The sequence below is a fragment of the Verrucomicrobiia bacterium genome (assembly GCA_035574275.1).
GTDB lineage: Bacteria > Zixibacteria > MSB-5A5 > DSPP01 > DSPP01 > DSPP01.
In genome coordinates, this window is the sequence record DATLYY010000044.1 from 1 (window position 1) to 19,608 (window position 19,608).

Consider the following 19,608-nt stretch of genomic DNA (forward strand, 5'->3'; position numbering starts at 1 on the left):
GCGGGTTTATCCGGTCATCTTTGATGACCCCAACCCGCCCGCCTTTATTTTCGTAGGGGCGAACCGATGTGTTCGCCCGTCCTTGTTTTTCCTCTTTCGTAGGGGCGTATTGCATACGCCCGCCTTTTTTGTCCCCCTTACCAAGCCTGTCCCGAGCGTAGCCGAGGGAGGGGACGAGGCGCTTTGCGCCGGAGGGGGGATTTCGTAGGGGCGAACCTTGTGTTCATCCATTTTTTTGTTTTTCGTCTTTCGTAGGGGCACAATATATTGTGCCCACTTCCCAATCAGCAAAATCACTACAAAAACGGAGTGAATGGTGCAGGGTGGGCCTATAGTAGAGGGACGTGGGCGGGTTTTAAGGATTTTCACTAATCCATAATCCCCAATCCCTGATCCCTGTATTTGTGAGACGCGGGATTTAGCCTCGGGGAAAGAGCCGGTGTGCACACCGGACTCTCCCCGGGGCCCAAAGGCGTAGCATGATACCCCCCCGGCCGAGTGCCGGGGGCAAGAAACACACCACGCAAGCCCCCTTTGACGAAAGGGGGCGAAAAGCCAAAAAGCCCCTCCCCCATCAGGGCGGGGGAGTCAGGCAGTTCCACCCGGCCCCTGAGGCCAAGCCATTCCATCGGCTTGCCAACCATAAGGCGCGCCCAAAAGGCCCGTCGGCAAAAGCCGCCGCCCGTTCCGGGCTTGGGGCGGACGGCCAACCGTGCATCCTACTTCTCCCCTCCTTACGAAGGAGGGGATTAAGGGGAGGTTGCACTAAGCCGGAATAGAACACCAAAGCGCCGCGTAAACGGCGCAGGGCAGCTGCCTCTTTGAAGGCAGCCAACCCAATAGAGCTGAAGAGGAGGTGGCGCCTCCCCTTCACATGCCGCCCAATCCCGCGAACCCAAAGCCCTAAGACCCAAGGGCAGCCAAAAGGGTCACGAAGCCCCAAACCCGCCAAAAGCGGGTTGAGGGGAAAAAGGAAAGGCAAAAGGGGCGGAACGTACGCTCCGCCCCTCCCTTCCCTTAAAATAATCTTTCTGTCCCCCTGTACTTAAGGGGGACGGAGACGAAGTCCCGGGGGGTGGTTTTCTCTCTTGTCCCCTCCTTACGAAGGAGGGGATTAAGGGGAGGTTACATTTCCGCCTGCAAAATCCCCCCGATTTTGCAGCCCGCCAAAAATTAGAGGGGGTTTTTTTTTCTTTTTTTCGCAAAATCGCAACAACTTCAGAGTGAATATTGCAAGGGCCCTTATTATAGGGGGACTGGGCGCCAAAAAAAGAGGCCCGGACTTCTTCCGGGCCTCCTGCATCCCCTCCCGTAGTTACTCGGCCACCCTCCTCATTTCTCTTTTGATTAGTACGCCTTCCAGGCTACCTTTTCATACTTGATTTTGTTCCGGTTTATTTTCAAAAGAGAGCGATCAAAGTGGATGTGCGCGCCGCCATTTCCTTTGACGCTTTTTCCGATGAAGGAGCCGTACGCGTCGGAGCCCCCGTTGATGGTAATGGCGGCGTTCGGAGCGTAAATAACGGCGTACATGGTCGTCCCGGAATTGAGAGAGACGGACGAACCGGTCGAGTAAATTTGAAAGTTCTCGGCCTTGAGGCTGCTGTTAACAATGTCTCCTTTGGCATCGATGTTACCGTCGGTATAGATGATTACCTTGGCACCCGGCGCAATGATGATATTGGATTTCATACTGATGCTGGAAAAATAGTAGATGCCGGAGCTTAGGGTAACCGTTCCGCTATTGCCGCTTAGGGTCTTTGTGGAGGGATCATAGGAAGCCCCTCCGCTTAGGATCAACCCTCCGGGAGCATTGCTGTTTGCTTTTGCATAATCCATCTCGGCTGTGGTGATAGGGGGGAGGTAGGTGGTTGAGCCGGATGAGGAGACGGTTCCATAAATATTGGCGCTGCCTATGACAACGGTATCCGGGGTGATGACGTCTCCATGCACACTGGAGTTGCCGGAAGCGTCAATCTGGCCGTTGCCGCCCACATTACCGCCCAGCGGGCCGGAGTACATGTTGCCATCAGCGTCCGGGCCGTGGATAGCCTGCGAGATATACGTCCCGGAGTCGGAATCGTAGGAGTCGAAAAAGGCGCCGCCCGTTACTTTCACGGCCGTATCGCCAAAGGCCGCCCACCTGAACTGCCGCAGTTTCACTTTTGCCATAAGCACGTCAATCTGGCTTTCTGTCCCTTTGTCGCGGCCTACGGCACGGAGCATGATGCTGTCCTTAAGGCTGGCGTAGCCCGAAGTTAGGCTGTCAATGACGCGCACGTCATACGTGGCGTTGCCAATGCTCTGATTGGTGAAACCGGCGCGCCACATGGAGTCCACCAACATGCTGGTTGCCCGGATAATGCCGGCCTCGGCCGCATAATAAGATCGGGTCGTGTTCAAATTGTTGGAGGCGATCTGGCGGTCCGTATCCGAGGTATTAAAAGCTACGATGGCCAAACCGGTAACCAAAATCAGAATGCCCAAAACAACAATAAGCGCAAAACCGCTTTGGTTGCGGCAAGTGTACATCTTTCCTCTGTATTGAAAAGTGGTAGTTAAGCGCATAAAAATACCTCCTTCTTTGCGTTACGGCGAATTAGGAACGAAAATTTGGGTCGAAACCGTCCGGCGGCGGTAGTCGTTCAGGCGTTTGTCGATATCCTCCGTGCGCGCGGTCAAGCTTACCGTACAGGTTTTGGTACTGCCGCCTGCCCCGTAAAAGAAGTCAATATCCTCAATGTTTTCAGCATACACTTCTGCGCTTCCGGTATTGAGCTTCTTCATCAAGGCGGGGTGGGCCGCATCGGTGGTGTGGTCCAAAAAGAAACGGATGGAATCGATTGAGTTCGTTCCTGTATAATTGAAACTGTAGATAATCAACGTATCATGCCCGAGCGAGCCGGGTTGTATCCGGTAAACCTTGCCGCCGGCACGGTAGCCGGCATTGCGCACCGCCTTGGTGATTTCTGCCAGGGAAAAGGTGGCCGCCTGCTGAACATCGGAAACCTGTGCTTGCATGTTGCTCGCTTCCTTTTGGCCCAAAAACGCCTGCAGGGTGACGGCGCTGATTAAAGCCAGGATGAAAGCGCCGATTAAAAGCTCGACGATGCTGATGCCATTGGTATTTTTTAGAAGTGCGGGAATTTTTATCATTTTCTCTCTCTGTTCTTATCGGTCTCCTTTTTAAAATCTACAATCGTTTTGAAGAGCAAGGAAGATGCCCGAAAGCCCATTTGAAGGGCAAAGTATTTGCCTGGGAGACAAGGGGTTATTTTTGCAGATTCAAGGCTTGAATGGGAGACGGACGTATTTGTGTGGGAAAAATCCAATAGTTAAAGGGACGGTTGCCAGACATGGATAACTGTTTTCAGAAAAAACGTACCTTTATAAAGAAAAGAGGCCCCAGAACCCGGGGCCTCTTTTGCTTTTTGGTTGTTCTTCTGCCTTAGAACAACTGCCGCCAGCTTAAAATCTCCCAGGCGCCCGCCGAGGATTTCCGTTTGGGAAGCCCCGGAAGTGTCAAGGAACCGTTCTGAAGACGGGAGTCGTAATTAATCGTCATTTTGGCGTGCCCCTTCGGATAGTCCCGTTGAATGTCAAACAGATTTCCGGCGGATATCATCCCGTTCACGCCGAAATCCTGCGGCGTGCCGTCCGTGCCGGTCATATCCTTGGCCTGGAAGTTGTTTTCCGCATACAGAAAGCCGTTGACCATTCCCAACGGGCCGCCGTTCGGGTCGCCGAAAACGATGTTGCCGCTTCCTTCGCTGTTCCCTTCGTAAATGCCGTCGCCGTCATCGTGCAGAATCGGCTCGCCGGCATCGTAGCGGTTGTCCCGGTCCAAATCGGTGTAGCTTTCCCCGTCGCTCATCGCCACAAAGGCAATCCCGTCCTGGGCGGCGTTTTGATAGAAGAGGTTGTCGGAGAAATAAATGTTCCCTCTCACCACGACCGTAATATGGGTGCCGCCGGAGGGGCTGTTGACCAGCCGCTGGTCCGGACCGTCCGGTTCAATCCAGAGATTGCCGTCTATATAGTAGGTTTTGTTGTTTCCGGCCGAGCTTACGGAAACGTTGGAGAGCCCCGAACCTTCCCACGGGTCGCCAAAGAAATAATTGGTGTTGTTGAAAGTGTACCCCAGCGAAGCGGAAAGGTCCCCCCGGAACTCCTTGACGAAAATGTGACGGGGATCGCCGGAGGCAATCCGCCCGCTGGCATCCCAGGGGCTTGAGCTGTTGACAACGTAGTCGGCTATCGAGGCGTAGTTCATGCTCGCCAAGTCCGGCGGCGCCAGATAATCGACGTTCTCGGTGGAGGTGCCGGTGGCCGGGTTGCCGGTAATGTCTCCGCCGGCGTCGATGCTGCCGTTTATGACGGCGTTGCCGGTGACCGCCACGTTTCCGTTCATCCACACATCCCCTTTAACGGTGTCTTTTTTGGAGCCGGTGCCGCCGAAGCTCATCGTATAAGTCCAGGTCTGCGAGTCGGCCGTGGAATCATACTCGTACGAGTTGCCGGCGTAAATGGCATGATTGAAAAGGGGGTGGTAGCCGGTCGGCTTCAGAATGACCTCGATGGCGCTCTGGGTCTGGTCGGAATGGCCGGTGGAGACCATCTCCAGATTCTTCCCCAGCGAGGGTTTGGCCGTGCTGTCCTTGACCGTGAGGCCGAAATACCCTTTGCCGATGGTCGTGGAGGAATAACCGGCCCGCCAGTTCGGGTCGGCTTTAAGCTGGGCCATCGCGAGACGTATGCCCCCTTCGGCGGCGTAGTAAGAGCGGGCCTGCCCCAAATTGTTGGAGGCAATCATCCGGTCGGTGTCCGAGGTGTTGAAGGCGACCAAGGCCAGCCCGGTTACGATCACCAGCACCGCCAGAACGACGATGAAGGCAAACCCCTTCTGGTTTTGAAACGCGTTAGAGTTGAACATAAAAATACCTCCTTTTTTAAAGGGTTGTGTTCGCCATTACGATATTGGAAGAAACCGTCCGGCGGCGGTAGTCGTTCAGGTGCTTGTCAATCGATTCCGTGCGGGCGGTCAAGCTGACGGTAATGGATTTCACGGGCGCTCCTACCGGAATGAAGTCAATGTCCTCGATGTTTTCGGCGAAAACCTCCGCTCCGGCCGTATTTCTTTTCCGTTTCAAAGTCGGGTGTGCGGCGTCCGTGGTGTGATCCAGAAAGTATCGGGTGGAGTCGGTGCTGCCGCCGTTCTGGCAGTAAATGATAAGCGTGTCATGTCCCAGCGTGCCCGGTTTAATACGGTAGGGGGGAGTCCCCATCGGAACCCCGCATCCGGCATTACGGACGGCCACAGTAAGCTCTGTCAAAGAGAATGCGGCGGCCTGTTGAGCTTCCGATACCTCCGCCTGTATGTTGCCGGCCTCCTTTTGACCCACAAAGGCCTGAAGGGTGAAGGCACATACCATGGCCACCAGAAAAGCGGCAACCAGGATTTCTACAATGCTAATACCCTTGGTATTGGATAGAAGTTTAGAAAGTTTTAGCATTTAGGCTCCTTGTTTTTAACCTCCTTATATTTTGTCCGAGTAATTCTAATGCAAACGGAGTGCCTTCAACTGCTTGTTTTAGGCAGCGATTAAGCCATTGACGGACAAACAATTGAAAGAGCAAAACAAATAAACCGGTGGACAAGGTGCGGCGAAAGCATGGATATTTGCCAATAGGGTAGGGGAGTGCAAGGCCTGGATGTTTTTATTGCAAATTGCGAAAGATATATTAGTTTACATAATATTTCTTATAGGACACACATATTCGGCTTGATAAACACTGCATTCTTAGCGAACCACTACGTTTATCAATTTCTCCGGGACATAAATCGATTTGACAACGCTTTTCCCTTCGAAATGCGGCGCCAGCTTCGGCAGCTCCTGCAAATGCTTCAGGATTTCCGGTTCCGGCATCGTTTTGGGCAAAGTCACGGTATGCCGCAGGCGGCCGTTTATCTGGACTGCAAGGGTCATTATGGTTTCTTCCAGGGCCTGCTGGTCGTGGGCTGGCCAGCCGGAGTGAAAAATCGAGGGCTTGTGCCCCAGAATCTGCCAGACCTCCTCACAGAAATGCGGCGCCACGGGGGCCAGAAGCTGGGTGGCCTTGGAAAGCGCGTAATGGGCCACCTTGGAGTCCTTGGGAACCTCCCCAAAAGCGTTTAAAAGCTCCATAACGGCTGAAATTACGGTATTGAACTGATAGTCGGCGTAATCATCGGTGGCCTTTTTGATGGCCCAGTTGAGCTTCTTATACAAGGCCCGGTCGTATTCGGACGAGGTGTGCATATCCACCTTGTAATGCAAAGGCGCCTTAAAGTAATCCTTTAACTCCTGCGCCAGCCGCCAAAAACGGGAAAGAAACCGGGACTGGCCCAGAATCCCGTCCGTGGTCCAGAGCATTTCCTTGTCGCCGGGGGCGGCAAAAAACATCGCCAGCCGTAAAACGTCGGCGCCCTCTTTTTGGATTTCCTCAATGGGAGATACCGTATTGCCAAGCGATTTGGACATTACCCGGCCTTGGGCGTCCAGAACCATCCCATGGTTGAAAAGATTAAGAGCCGGCTCGTCAAAGTTTACATAACCTGCATCCTTCAAGACCTTCGTGAAAAACCGGAAATACAATAAATGCCCGGTGGCGTGTTCAATGCCTCCCACATAATTATCAATCGGCAGCCAGCGGTTTGCCTTGGCCGGCTCAAAGGGGGCCTTTTCGTTTTTCGGGTCGGTATAGCGCAGGAAATACCACGAGGAACAAAGAAAAGTGTCCATCGTATCCGGATCCCGCTTGGCCGGCCCGTGGCACTTGGGGCAGGTGGTGTTGATATACTCCGGCACATCCGCCAAAGGCGAACGTCCTTCCGGAATAAAGCTCTTCACCTTCTTGGGCAAAAGAACCGGCAATTGGTCTTCTGAAACGGGGACGATACCGTCCTTGGGGCAATGAACGACCGGAATCGGGCTTCCCCAGTACCGCTGGCGGGAAATCAGCCAGTCCCGCAACCGGTATTCGGTTTTGCGCCTCCCCTTCCCTTCCGCCTCCACCTTATCCGCAATCTTCTGCCAGCCCGCTTCGCAGGGGAGCTCGGAAAAGTTGCCGGAGTTTATCAGCTTGGCCTTTTCGGTATAAGTGTAGGGCAGTTCGACGTTCCCCTCCATCGGCGCGATGACGGGACGAATTGGCAGGTTATACTTCTTGGCGAACTCGAAATCCCGCTCATCATGCGCCGGCACGGCCATAATCATCCCCGTGCCATAGGTTGCCAGAACGTAATCCGCTATCCAGATGGGGATTTTTTCCCCGTTCAATGGATTTACCGCAAAAGCGCCGGTGAAAACGCCATCCTTTTCCCGTTCCAGAGAGGTACGCTCGATGTCCGATTTCCGCTTTGCCTTTTCCTGATACGCTTTGACCTCTGCTTTCTTTTCTGCCGGAATCGGCAGTTTTTCCAAAACCGTATGCTCCGGAGCAAGGACCATAAAAGTGGCCCCGAAGACGGTATCTGGCCGGGTAGTAAAAACGGTCAGAGGAACGCCATTTTCGGAAGTAAACTGGATTTCCAGTCCGACCGACTTCCCAATCCAGTTCCGCTGCATCGTCTTCAGCCCTTCCGGCCATCCCTCCAGCTTGTCGATATCAGCCAAGAGCCGCTCGGCATAGGCGGTGATTTTGAAATACCACTGCTCCAGTTCCTTGGTCTCCACCGGTGTGTCGCAGCGCCAGCAAAGGCCGCCGACAACCTGCTCGTTGGCCAAAACGGTCTTGTCCTTCGGACACCAGTTCACCTTTCCCATCGCCCGGTAGGCCAGCCCCCGCTTGTACATCAAAAGGAACATCCACTCCGTCCATTTGTAGTAATCCGGCAGGCAGGTCACAACCTCCCGCGTCCAGTCAAAGCTGATGCCGATTCGTTTAAGTGTTTTGCGGGAGGTGTCCACGTTCTTCAGCGTCCATTCTTCGGGATGAATCCCCAGCTTGATGGCGGCGTTTTCGGCCGGCAGCCCGAAGGCGTCGAACCCGAAGGGGTGCATCACGTCATACCCCTCCATCATTTTTTTGCGGGCCAGTGCGTCCGTAATGGTGTAGTTGCGGAAATGCCCCATATGAATGTCGCCGGAGGGATAAATGAACATCGGCATGACCATATATTTTTTCTTGGGCGGCTCGGAAGCAAGGAAAAGCTTTTGCTCCTCCCAAAATTTCTGCCACTTGGGCTCGATTTCCTTAAAGGGATAATTTGCCGGCATGGATTAACAATTTATGAAAATTGGTGGGTTTGACAAGAACGCTAAATCTTCAGCTTCCAATTCTGGAAATAGGACAACGCCGCATAGTCCGTCAAATCCACCTTGAGCGGCGTGATGGAGATTTTGCCGGCGTGGATGGCGGAAAAATCGGATTGCCGTTCGTGGATATAGGTCGGCTCCCCCCCTATCCAGTAATAATGCTTGCCGCGCGGGTCCGTTTTTCGCACCAGAATGTCGTTGTACACCCGGCGCCCCAGCTTGGTAATTTCTGCACCCAAAAACCGGCCTTTTCTCAATTTTGGAAAATTGATATTCAAGAAAGTCCCCGGCGGCAGTTTTTCCTTTGTCAGTTGGCGGACGAATTTCGCTACCCACCGCGCCGCCGGGCCGAACTTCCCCGGCTCCCAGCCGGAATGGGAAACGGCGATGGAAGGAATACCCAAAATCGTCCCCTCGATGGCCGCCGCCACCGTGCCGGAATACGTCACGTCATCCCCCAAATTCGGCCCCATATTGATGCCGGAGATGAGCAAATCCGGCTTTTTCCGTTTCAAAAGCCCGTGAAAGGCGACCATCACGGCATCTGTGGGCGTGCCGTCCACGGCATATCGGTCGGCTTCTATTTTGTTAATCCGCAAAGGCCGGTGCAAAGTCAAGGAATGGCTGGTGGCCGACTGCTCCCGGTCCGGGGCTACGATTAAAACCTTGCCGATTTTTTTGATTTCTTTGGCCAATGTCAAAAGCCCCTCGGCCCAAATCCCGTCATCATTGGTTAAAAGCAAGTTCATCCGGTTGAATATATAGGAGGGATGGCTGCGGTCAATCTAACTACCAAATTCGGCCCGAAGCGGACTCGATGTGGCTCCCGAGGTCGATTACAGTTTCTTTAGCTGTTCCACTTCCACCACACCGCTGCTTGTCGATCCCTCGCGTAGCGCCAGCCATGCGATCATTCCCTGGCCGAGATCTAAGAGGACGTGCAGCGCGATCGCCGGCCAGAGGGAGCCGAAAATCGCCACGACCAGCGTTATGAGGGCGCCGACGATGCCCGTGCGGAGGACGCCATTCCACCCCTGGTAAAGATGCGCAATCGCGAAGAATGCAAGGGAGAGCGCTGCAGCGCCCCACCAGCCGAGCCAGGGGGAGAAGAACCAGATGAAGTAGCCGCGATACAGAAACTCCTCGCAGAACCCCGCGGTCAGCGACACCCCACCCCACCAATACATTTCTGTCCGCGCGTGCGGCGCGATGGCGGTGAGCGTCCCGATCTGTTGCCGCAGGCTCGCCCTTTCCTCGGAACTGCGGACGAGAGTCGCGACCGCAGAGGCGTGGTAGACTGCGAGCAGCAGGACCAGGGCGATGGATATCCACAACCGCCAGCCGTCGGGCACGGAAAATCCGAGCGATGCCCAGGATCGGTCGTTCGCCGCCCACAGTGCCGCCCCGACGGCGACCACCGGCCATGCTCCAAGGATCGTCCATGCCCAGAGCCACGTCCGCGCCCGGGCCGGATCGGCCTGCGACCGGCGGCGAAACGCCGGCCAGAAAACCAAGTAGTCCACCAGTGGCAAGACGACTGCAAACAGCGCCACGTAGAGCAGGTCGGGGAGTGTCGTCATTCCGGATTCTTCGCGACCCGCTCGGCGGTGGGTTGCCAGCCAGCCCGTGTGGTGAAAGGAGTCATTGCCGCAGAATCTTCTCCATCGCTTTTCCTTTTGCGAGCTCATCAATCAGCTTGTCCAAATAGCGAATTTTTTGCATCAGTGGGTCGTCGATTTCTTCTACGCGCACACCGCACACCACGCCCTTGATAAGCGCGCTATTCGGATGAATGCTTGGTGCTTGGGCAAAAAAGGTTTCAAGATCGTTTTCCTGTTCGATTTGCCGCTGTAATCCCGCTTGGTTATAGCCCGTCAACCAGCAAATGATTTTATCAACTTCCTCTTTAGTACGATTCTTGCGTTCCGCCTTTTGAACATACAAGGGATAAACCTTTGCAAATTTTATCGCAAAAATGTGATGCTTAGGCATCGTCATTCCCCCTAGTGAAAATGCACCATAATCTTCCCTTTTCCCATCAACCATTGCCATGCCCCCACCCCTACCACCAAAAGCTCTTCCACAGCAACCGTATGAACCTCATCGTATCCAAAGCCGGGCGCATAAAGGAGCGCTCGCCGTCATAGCGGGTGGGTATCGGCAAAAACTGGGGGATGTAGCCCAACCGGGCGGCTTTCAAAAGCAGTTCGGATTCGGTCTCAAAATGGTCGGTCTCCAGTTCAATTTTTGCGAGAATTTCCCGGCCAATTAGACGGTAACCGGATTGGGAATCCCGCAGCTTTGCTCCGGTGAGCATGGAAAGCATTGACGAAGTGATTGTATTCGACAAAATCCGCGGGAAGGGCATTTTATCCACCCGCACCTCCCGGCAACCGATTATCATAGCGTTTGGCGAGGCCATCTTCAAAAACTCCGGAATCCTTTCCGGGTCATGCTGGCCATCGGCATCCAGCGTCAAAACGGCGGTCGAGCCGTTTTCAAGAGCGGCTTTAAAGCCGGTTCTCAAAGCATTCCCCTTCCCTCTATTCTTTTCAAGCCGAATTACCACAACGCCGGCCTGCCGGGCGACTCCAGCGGTGTTATCGCTGGAGCCGTCATCCACAACCAAAATGTTGGGAAGATGCTTTTTGACCTGCGGCAGAAGATTTGATAGAGATTGACCGGCGTTGTAGGCGGGAATCAGGGCTTGAACGGGCATTGGAAAAAAATGGTCGGGGCGACCCGATTTGAACGGGCGACCACTCGCACCCCAAGCGAGTGCGCTACCAGGCTGCGCCACGCCCCGGCCTCTTAAAAGTTATGGGGCGGAAGGGGCCAAATCAAGGGAAAAGTTTTAACAGCTCCTCGATTTCCGACTTCAGTTCCCGGATGGTCTTGATGATTCGTTCCTTCCGCACATCCTCCGGGGCGTCGCCGTTCATGCTCGTGGCGGCCTTCAAAAAGTTCCGCGCCCCGTCGATGGTGAATTTCCGGTCGTAGAGCAGGTAACGGATTTTCTCCGCCATCTCGATTTCCCGGGTTTGGTACATCCGCGCCCCGGAACGCCCCTTCTTCGGCTTCAGCGCCGGAAACTCCTTTTCCCAAAAACGCAGAACGTACGGCTCCACTCCGATTCGTTTCGCCACTTCCCGGATAGAGTAATAAATTTTGTCTTCCATAGGCCTCCCCTTAGTGCCAGACTTCCGTTTTCAATTCCCGTTCCATCAGTTCCTTCAACGCCAAAATCGCCGGTTTGTTTTCAAAAAGCATTTCGTAAACTTTCTGGGCAATCGGCATTTCCACACCGTGCTTTTTGGCCAGCGCCACGGCCGCCTTGGTGGTGTTCACCCCCTCTGCAACCATTACCATCTTGGCCAAAATCTCCGGCAGTTTCTCCCCTTTTCCAATCCGTTCCCCGACGAAGCGGTTGCGGGAATGCCGCGAAATGCCGGTGGTAATCAAATCCCCCATTCCCGCCAGCCCGGCAAAGGTCTGCGGCTGGGCTCCCATTTTAACGCCGAGCCGGGTGATTTCCGCCAACCCCCGGGTCAAAAGCGCCCCCTTGGTGTTGTCCCCAAATCCCAATCCATCCGCCACCCCACAGGCGATGGCAATGACGTTTTTCAACGCCCCTGCCAGTTCGACACCCAGCGGGTCGGAGTTGGTATAGGTCCTTAAAGTGGAACTTGAAAAGAGGGTTTGAACTTTCTCCGCCGCCACCGGATTTTCAGAAGAAGCCACGATAGCCGTCGGCAATCCCGCCGCAACTTCCTCGGCGTGACTCGGGCCGGAAAGCACCACAATTTGGTCCCGCACGGCCGAAGGCAGCGTTCTCTTCAAGACCTCCGAAATCCGTTCCATTGTTGGGGTCAGCCCTTTCGACAAGCTAACCACAAGCATCTTGGATTTGATAAACGGCGCCACCTTTTTGGCAACTTCCTCGATGGTGTGCGAAGGCAAAACAAAAAGCAGAACTTCACATCCGAGCAGCGCTTCGGCCAAATCGTTGACGATGCGAACGGAGGTTGGCAGGGTAGTCCCCGGAAGGCGCGCTGAATCCTGACGGGACTCTTTCAGCTTCTTAAAATTGGCCTCGACCCCTTCCCAAAGCCAGATATTGGGTTCCTTTTTTGAGAGATAACAGCTAATAGCCATCCCCCAGCTTCCGGCCCCAAGGCAGCTGATTTTAGGCATAAAGCGGCGTTTTAAGCAATGGGCTTATCCTTCTGTCCTATCTTGCGTTCCATTCCGGTTAGAATCCTTTTTATGTTTTGCCTGTGAGTGTAGAATAAAAGCAAAGTTAAAAGAAGGCAAGCAAAAAAAACGGGCATTTCCACTTTTCTTCCAAAGATGTTGGACAGCAACAAGAAAAAAGTGATGGAACTGGCCGCCGCCAGCGATCCGAGCGAAACCATTTTGAATAAAGCAAGTGTAAGGCCAAAGATTACGACGCCAACCAAAAGCGCAAGCGGGTCAAATGCCGCAAGAACTCCTGCGCCGGTCAAAACCCCCTTTCCCCCCTTAAAACCTGCGAAAATCGTATAGATGTGCCCGAGCACGGCCACAAGCCCGCAAGCCAAGCCGAACCAAACCTGATATTCCCCCGGCATTTCAAATATTCTGGGAAAGTAATACGCGGCAACCCATCCCTTCGCAAAATCGATAACGGCGGTGATTAAAGCCGGCACAGGCCCCAAAACGCGATAAACATTGGTCGCCCCTGCATTGCCGGAGCCGTGCTGCCGGATGTCAATCCCTTTCCAAAGTCGCGAAAGCCAAATAGAGGCCGGTATCGAACCGGCCAAGTAACTCAACAAAATGGGTAACAGGTATTTCATTTCTTTCTCGGTTCCCGCCGGGCTTTGAACGAAAGCTTTATCGGCACGCCGTCAAATCCCATCTGCTCCCGCAGTTGATTCAAAATGTATCGTTTGTACGAATCCGCCAGAAGCTTGGGAAAATTGGAAAAGAAAACAATTTCCGGCGGCTTGACGCCGACCTGCGTGCCGTAATACAGTTTGATGTGCCGCCCCAAAGCGGCGGGCGGCGGCTGAACCTGGATGATTTCTTCCAAAAAAGCGTTCAGCTTGGATGTCGTCACCCGCTTGGCCCAGATTTCGTACAGCTCCGCCGCCATCGGCAAAAGCTTGGAGGTGCGCTGTTTGGTCAAGGCCGATATGAAAATGACGGGGGCAAACGAGAACTCCCCGGCCCTTTTCTGGATGGCGTCGGCATACTTTTCCGCCGTCTTCTCATCCTTCTCCACCAAATCCCACTTGTTCACCACCCAGATTAAAATTTTATGCTGGTTCAAAATTTCGCTGGCGATGGACATATCCTGCCCGGTCAGCCCTTCCATCGCGTCAATAACGAGAAAGCAGACCTCGGCCCGGGAAATGCTGGAAAGCGCCCGCAGGGTAGAGTAAAACTCCACATCCTCCTTAACCTTTGCCCTTCGCCGCAAGCCGGCGGTGTCGATAAGGGTGAATGTCTGTCCATCCCGCACAAGTTCAGTATCGATGGCATCCCGTGTGGTGCCGGGTTTGGGAGAAACAAGCACCCGCTGTTTACCCAAGAGGACGTTGACCAGCGATGATTTCCCCACGTTCGGCCTCCCCACTACTGCAATGGGGATGCTTTTCTTTTTCTCTTCCTTGGCCTTAGGAAGTTTCTTGGCGATTTCATCCAGCAGCTCTCCGGTTCCCCGGCCGGTGGCAGCGGAGACAAAAACCGGCTCCCCCAACCCCAGACGGGAAAAATAGGTCGCATCTGCCTCTTCCTTGTCGCTGTCCACCTTGTTGACCGCCAGAATGGCCGGTTTGCCGGAGCGCTGGAGCATCCTCGCCAGATACTGCTCATCCTCCTGCGCCCCAACCTGCACGTCGGTTACCAGCACCACCAAATCCGCCTGCTCAATGGCCGTGTCCACCTGTTCCCGCACCAGTTGGGCAATTTCGCCGGTATCCTGCGGCCCCAGTCCCCTGTCCGGATGGCTGCCGGGAATGTATCCGCCGGAGTCCACCAGATAAAAATTCCGCCGGTTCCAGTTCGCCAGATGGTAGTTCAAATCCCGCGTCACCCCCGGCTGGTCGTGAACGATGGCAATCCGCTTTTTGATGAGCCGGTTGAACAAGGTCGATTTTCCGACATTCGGCCGGCCCACAATGGCTACGATTGGAACGGACATGGAAAAACGAATATACAGGAGGGAAGGGTGTCGTCAAACTGATGAACAAATGCTCGCCTTGACAAAGCATATTGCGCTGTTGACATTTGAATTGTGAAAGTTCTGCTGTTTTTGATAGGACTGTTTTCTTTGGCCATCTTCTCTTCATTTCCCAAACCAACTCCCCGCCTTGAACTTTTGGATTCTACGCCACCGGATTCTGTTTTCCGCTATGAGCTGAACGATGAAGAATTGAAAGAAATAGATTTGATTTGTGGCCGGCTGAATAGAAGCATGAAAGAGAGATTTGAATTTGTTTTTTTCGCCAAATGGAAAATACAAAATGAAATTAAAATTACTTCACCTTCACGAGGAACCGTACTATGAGGATAACAGCTGGGTAGAGGCGGCATATTTTAATGAGAAAGACAAGCAGATTTGGTTTGATACCCTCGAAGATATTAGACCCGACGTTCCACCGAGCACCCTCACAAATGATGGGAAAAACCTAATAACGAACGATAGTTATGGTTGCGGGTTGGTTTTTTATGAAGTCCTACCCTTGCCCAAATATTTGGGAACAACTGACTGTTTTGACGCTGGTTGGGAATTTCTGGAACAAGAAGGTCTCGTCTTTGGCCTGAACGCAACCACTGCGGCTTTGTACAAGCAAGACGGCGCCCTTCTTTGGGAGAAGCCCCCAAGTCCGGATAGTGTGGAGCTTTATGACCCTAAGTTTTCCATATCTAAAAACGAAGAAGCTATCCTTGTAGGTTGGTACGATGGATTTCTTGAGGAAGCATGGCTAAGGTTGTTCACCTTAGATGGTGAAGAAAGAGGTCGAGTCAAATTCTCTACGGAACTCTTCTTTACCGGGTACCTCCGCTCAATTTTTGTTTCCTCTTTGATACGCCCATATGCCATTGCGGTTTCGGACGGCGCTCTGGTCTGCTTCGATATGAAGTCACGACAAGAGCTTTGGGATTACAAGTATCGCAATCCCAATTGGTGGATTGGAGGTCTGGACTTTTCACCAGATGGAAGAACAATGGCAGCTGTAATAAGCCATTGGGACCCGAAAGAAGAAAAGCCGCATATTCAATTGTTTGACACGAAGACCGGGATTCTGCAAGGCAACTACGTCAATTTGGAAGATAGTATGAAACTTTGGCGCGAAACTTCGAAGATAGAATTCACGAAAGACGGCAAATATCTGATAGCTGCCACGCCAAAGCGAAAATATCTGTTTCGTGTCAATTATGAAAAGTAATCTTTAATCCATCCTAAGTTTTTCGTCAACAAAAGAGCAAAAATGAAAAGAATAACCATGATAGCCTTCGTGATACTGCTAATCTCCGATTGGGAGCTATCAATTGCTCAAAACCAATCCTATTTCTGTCAAGAACTCTCCTGGTCGCCGAGGTAAAGATGCCTCATCCCCGGCCCTTCTCCAGTCGTGGAGAAGGGGGGGAAAACACTCGTCCGGCCTTCTCTTTTTGCCTTTCTCCCCTCTCCACTTTGTGGAGAGGGGCCGGGGGTGAGGTGCTTTATCGGCCATTAGTTTATCCCCACCCCTAACCCCTCTCCATAAAATGGAGAGGGGAACAACTCACTGCTTCGCCACTTCCGGAAGCACGGCCTCCAAGGCATCCTTCAGCGTGACAATGCCGGAAAGCACGTTCTTTTTATCCACCACGGGGACGGCCAGGAAATTGTACTTTATAAATAACTGCCCCACTTTTTTGCTGGAATCCTTCAGCTTCACCTTTTTGGGATGCTTGTGCATAACGTCGGCGATTTTGGCCTCCGGCGGATGAATCAACAAGTCCCTCAACGAAAAAACCCCCAACAGCTTTTTTTCCCCATCCACTACATAGGTGTAGTAATTGCTCGCCACCCCTTTGTGATGTGCGCGAAAGTTCGCCATCCCCTCCTGCACGGTCGCCTCCGGCCCGATGGATAAATAGCGCGAGGTCATCAAGCTCCCCGCCGTCCCCTCCTTGAAGGTCAAAAGCTCCTTCAATTCCTGCCGGGTCTGCGGCTCCACTTTTTCGATGATTTCCTTCTGGGTCTCCTTGGGCAAATCCTGCAGCAGATCCGTGGCCTCGTCCGGCTCCATTTTCTCAATCACGTCGGAGGCCTGTTCCTCGGAAAGGGTTTCGATGATGTATTTTTGATACTCCGGCTTCAACTCCTCCATCGTGTCGGCCTGAATCTCCACGTCCAGCGTGTGAAAAACGTGTTCCCGTTTTTGCCGGTCGAGTTCCTCGATGATGTCCGCCAAGTCGGCCGGGTTCAAATCCTTCAGCCCGCGCACGCCGACGTTCAGCTTCAGCCGTTTCTTTTCCGGGTCGGAAGCCAGGGGTTGAATGTATTTCCAGGAGACCATTCGCTCGGGCAAAACGTAGGAAAAAAGCCACTGCGTGGCGGCATCCACCAATCTCGTCCATCCAAGCCGGCGGAGAATGCCGCGGAAACCGACGTCCACGTGCACCAGCCGCAGTTCCCCCTTGTTGATGAGAAAATGCAGGTCGTTGGCCCGTTCAATCTTCGAGCCAAAGGTATCCACCACCTGTTTATCGAGAACCTCGTCCCGCAAAAGCACCTGCGCCGGGTTGACGGAAAGGGGGCGCAAATACTCCGCCGCATCCGCTTTCGCCACGAGCCGGGGGCCGTCCAGTTGCGCAATCTGCTTCCAATCCAGCTCCCAATACCCCTTTTTCCATCGCGACTTCAGCACCACCCGCTCCACATTGGGAAAAAGCTCGTCCAGAACGACCGCCACGTCCATCAGCCGTCCAAGCGTTCGCCCGTTCTCATCCAGAACAGTCCGCCCCAAGAGCTCCGAAAAAAAAATGAACGTCTGTATTTCGCTGTTCATTGCCCTTTTCCGGTCAGGCGAATGTGGTTTGAGTATATCCAGCCCTTGTTCCCTTTCAAAACCTCGATTCGGTACAGCCCCGGCTGGCGGGTCTGGTAAATAAAATCGCTCCCTTCCGCCTCCTTGACCACCTGCCCATCGCAAATCAAACGGAAAGTCCCCCGCTTGGGGGCTTTTGCGGAAAGGTTCACCAGCCCCTCTATTTCCATCTCCTCCCCGATTATCGCCTCGTTCCCCTTTTGCTCCGCCTTGAATTCGAACCCCCGGGCATCCCCCCAGCGAAAATTGGAGCCGTACACGCTGCAGTTGCGAAACGCGTCCAAGAGTTCCTCTTTGGCCAACTCGAACTTCTGGGAAAGCGGCTTGCGCAACATTAAATTTGTCCGCAGCGCCTTGAACTTAACTTCGTACGGAAAAATCCGCACATGAATCGGGCCGAAAATTTTATGCCGAAAAGCATGGGCATCGGCGGACATTATCCCGCAAACTTTTTGTTTTTGACTCAACCGGTCCCAGATTTCCAAAACCTCTTTTTTGGGCGTCACCAAAAACCGCCGCGGGGAAAAAAGCATCAGGGGACGGTTGGCGGGGGTCAGATGCTCCATCCATTCCGACATATGGTTCCACAGCTCGATGCCGTGAAACCCCTCCGCTTTCCAGGCCGTCCAGGGATAAAGCCCGTACTGTGGCAAAACCTGCCGGGTTTCAATCGGATGGGCGATGATGCCGACGCCGCCCCGGCGGGCCACTTCCGCCACATACTCTTCCGCCGAAACGCCGAACGGAATCGTTTCCTTCAAATTAAACGCCAAAAAATGATTCTTATTGTCCCGGTCGTTGATTTCGCAGCCGATGATTGTCAAGGTCTTGTCGTGCCACCCCTCCTTCCCCTCTTTCAATTTCTTCAGCGTATTGTGGTCGGAAAACATCATAAAATCCAGCCCGCTTTCCTGCCCGATTTTGAGCACTTCGTCAAACGGCAAAGTCCCATCCGAATCCGTGGTGTGAATGTGAATGACGCCGGAGTAATGGTAATACATCAGGATTGGCTCTCTTTCGGCATTTTCAAATAGATTAAAAAGCCAAAAAGAACCATCAAGTCAAGCGCCAAAACGGCGGCCCGGTAGGAGCCGCTGCCGGCAAGCGGAAGCTTTACCACCAGCCCCCAGATAATCGGCCCGACGATGGCGGCGGCCCGCCCGGAAAGGGAGTACAGGCCGAAGAACTGTCCAAGTTTTTCTTTTGGGACAAGTTGGGCCAAAAGCGGTCGGGAGCTTGTCCAAGTGGCTCCCAAAAACATACCGACAAAACCACCAAGGACATAGAAGACCCAAACGCTCGGTGCAAAGGCAATGGCCGCCAAGGCCAGAAGCCACCCCAAAAAAACTATTTTCAAAGTTTTTCGCGGCCCGATTTTATCCGTCACCCACCCCGCCAAGAAAGCCCCTGCGATGGCCGCCGTGGTCGCCAGCGCCAGATAATTGGTCTTCACGTTGTCCGGGATGGCATACACTTTTTGCATATAGACGGCCATATAAATGATTATTGTGACGACAGCGTCTTCCAGCAAAAAATCTGCAATCAAAAACCGTGTAAGCCCCGGATACTGCCGGGTTTCTTTCAGGATTTTCCAAAGGTTAAAAGAATATGTCGGCGCCACCAGGCTCCCCTTGGCGTGGCGCGTATGTCGGGCCAGATAAAAAATGGGGGTCGAGAAAAGAAGAAATAGGATAGCCGTCGGAATGAACGCATCCGCCCGTGTCCCGTCCGCCACAAACGGTCGAACCAGATACAATCCGGCAATAGTGCCGAAATATCCCAACCCTACACCGATGCCAGAGGTCTTCCCCATCCCCATCTCTTTGGAAACCTCCGGCAAAAGCGAATTGTAGAAGACGATTCCCCCTTCAAAAAAATAATTTGCGACGCCAAAAAGAACCAAAGCAAATATGGCCATCGTTGCGACCGGTAACGCTGAATTGCCAAGAAATCCCAGCCCTGTTGTGGTGGCGATGCAAATCAAGGTAAAAATTACCAGAAACCGGTGATGGTACAAATGTTTGTCCGCCAGCGAGCCGAGAATGGGAAGCGTCAAAGCCACCGCCAGCATAGAAAGTGAATAGGATAAACTGTACGAAAGCTCCTTCTGCCCCAAGTCAAATATGACCCACTGGGCGAAGTAAAGTGAGACCACGTTCATCGAAAAAATGGTGTTGGCAAAATCGTAGCTCGCCCACGCCCATATTTTCCAGGGCAGTTTCATT

Annotated in this window: 18 protein-coding genes and 1 tRNA gene; 2 read left to right on the forward strand and 17 right to left on the reverse strand. The window is 53.3% G+C overall.

Annotation, left to right across the window (positions count from 1 at the left end):
• Positions 1-1,347 precede the first annotated feature (1,347 nt).
• The 14 genes from VNL73_06765 to der form a co-directional block, all read right to left on the reverse strand.
• Positions 1,348-2,568, reverse strand: a complete 1,221-nt coding sequence (locus VNL73_06765) for a hypothetical protein (GenBank protein ID HXF49110.1) — start codon at positions 2,566-2,568, stop codon at positions 1,348-1,350.
• A 21-nt stretch (positions 2,569-2,589) separates the two neighbouring features.
• Positions 2,590-3,156, reverse strand: coding sequence for a hypothetical protein (locus tag VNL73_06770; protein ID HXF49111.1), 567 nt, complete (start codon positions 3,154-3,156; stop codon positions 2,590-2,592).
• 292 nt (positions 3,157-3,448) lie between these two features.
• The gene (locus VNL73_06775; GenBank protein HXF49112.1) at positions 3,449-4,933 is read right to left on the reverse strand and encodes a hypothetical protein; all 1,485 of its coding nucleotides are present in this window, start codon (positions 4,931-4,933) and stop codon (positions 3,449-3,451) included.
• Between the two features lie 16 nt (positions 4,934-4,949).
• Positions 4,950-5,513 carry a hypothetical protein gene (locus VNL73_06780; protein HXF49113.1) on the reverse strand — a complete coding sequence of 188 codons (564 nt, stop codon included), beginning with the start codon at positions 5,511-5,513 and terminating at the stop codon, positions 4,950-4,952.
• 288 nt (positions 5,514-5,801) lie between these two features.
• The gene (gene leuS, locus VNL73_06785) at positions 5,802-8,258 is read right to left on the reverse strand and encodes a leucine--tRNA ligase (protein ID HXF49114.1); all 2,457 of its coding nucleotides are present in this window, start codon (positions 8,256-8,258) and stop codon (positions 5,802-5,804) included.
• A 41-nt stretch (positions 8,259-8,299) separates the two neighbouring features.
• On the reverse strand, positions 8,300-9,046 hold the full coding sequence (gene surE, locus VNL73_06790) for a 5'/3'-nucleotidase SurE (GenBank protein HXF49115.1): 747 nt from the start codon (positions 9,044-9,046) through the stop codon (positions 8,300-8,302).
• Between the two features lie 87 nt (positions 9,047-9,133).
• Entirely contained in the window at positions 9,134-9,877 is a 744-nt protein-coding gene (locus VNL73_06795; GenBank protein HXF49116.1) for a CPBP family intramembrane glutamic endopeptidase, read from the reverse strand.
• A gap of 61 nt (positions 9,878-9,938) precedes the next feature.
• A complete protein-coding gene (locus tag VNL73_06800) occupies positions 9,939-10,289 on the reverse strand; it encodes a DUF2200 domain-containing protein (GenBank protein ID HXF49117.1) in 351 nt (116 codons plus the stop codon).
• Between the two features lie 70 nt (positions 10,290-10,359).
• A complete protein-coding gene (locus VNL73_06805) occupies positions 10,360-11,016 on the reverse strand; it encodes a glycosyltransferase family 2 protein (GenBank protein HXF49118.1) in 657 nt (218 codons plus the stop codon).
• A 10-nt stretch (positions 11,017-11,026) separates the two neighbouring features.
• Positions 11,027-11,103: transfer RNA gene (locus VNL73_06810), tRNA-Pro, on the reverse strand.
• A gap of 34 nt (positions 11,104-11,137) precedes the next feature.
• Positions 11,138-11,476: a MerR family transcriptional regulator gene (locus VNL73_06815; GenBank protein HXF49119.1), complete on the reverse strand. Its 339-nt coding sequence runs from the start codon at positions 11,474-11,476 to the stop codon at positions 11,138-11,140.
• Positions 11,477-11,486: 10 nt separating this feature from the next.
• Positions 11,487-12,491 carry an NAD(P)H-dependent glycerol-3-phosphate dehydrogenase gene (locus VNL73_06820; protein ID HXF49120.1) on the reverse strand — a complete coding sequence of 335 codons (1,005 nt, stop codon included), beginning with the start codon at positions 12,489-12,491 and terminating at the stop codon, positions 11,487-11,489.
• Positions 12,492-12,502: 11 nt separating this feature from the next.
• A complete protein-coding gene (gene plsY, locus VNL73_06825) occupies positions 12,503-13,135 on the reverse strand; it encodes a glycerol-3-phosphate 1-O-acyltransferase PlsY (GenBank protein HXF49121.1) in 633 nt (210 codons plus the stop codon).
• The gene (gene der, locus VNL73_06830; GenBank protein ID HXF49122.1) at positions 13,132-14,484 is read right to left on the reverse strand and encodes a ribosome biogenesis GTPase Der; all 1,353 of its coding nucleotides are present in this window, start codon (positions 14,482-14,484) and stop codon (positions 13,132-13,134) included. Before der ends, plsY begins: the two co-directional genes overlap by 4 nt.
• 93 nt (positions 14,485-14,577) lie before the next feature.
• On the opposite strand from der, the gene VNL73_06835 reads away from it, so the two are divergent.
• Positions 14,578-14,850 carry a hypothetical protein gene (locus VNL73_06835; GenBank protein HXF49123.1) on the forward strand — a complete coding sequence of 91 codons (273 nt, stop codon included), beginning with the start codon at positions 14,578-14,580 and terminating at the stop codon, positions 14,848-14,850.
• Entirely contained in the window at positions 14,807-15,733 is a 927-nt protein-coding gene (locus tag VNL73_06840; protein HXF49124.1) for a WD40 repeat domain-containing protein, read from the forward strand. Before VNL73_06835 ends, VNL73_06840 begins: the two co-directional genes overlap by 44 nt.
• 339 nt (positions 15,734-16,072) lie before the next feature.
• Here VNL73_06840 and VNL73_06845 read toward each other — a convergent pair whose 3' ends face one another.
• The 3 genes from VNL73_06845 to VNL73_06855 are packed head-to-tail and all read right to left on the reverse strand — an operon-like array spanning position 16,073 to position 19,607.
• On the reverse strand, positions 16,073-17,344 hold the full coding sequence (locus tag VNL73_06845) for a CBS domain-containing protein (GenBank protein ID HXF49125.1): 1,272 nt from the start codon (positions 17,342-17,344) through the stop codon (positions 16,073-16,075).
• Positions 17,341-18,384 (reverse strand): histidinol-phosphatase, encoded by a 1,044-nt coding sequence (locus tag VNL73_06850; protein ID HXF49126.1) that lies wholly within the window; start codon positions 18,382-18,384, stop codon positions 17,341-17,343. Before VNL73_06850 ends, VNL73_06845 begins: the two co-directional genes overlap by 4 nt.
• On the reverse strand, positions 18,384-19,607 hold the full coding sequence (locus VNL73_06855) for an MFS transporter (GenBank protein HXF49127.1): 1,224 nt from the start codon (positions 19,605-19,607) through the stop codon (positions 18,384-18,386). The genes VNL73_06850 and VNL73_06855 overlap by 1 nt, the downstream gene beginning before the upstream one ends.
• Between the last annotated feature and the right edge of the window lies 1 nt (position 19,608).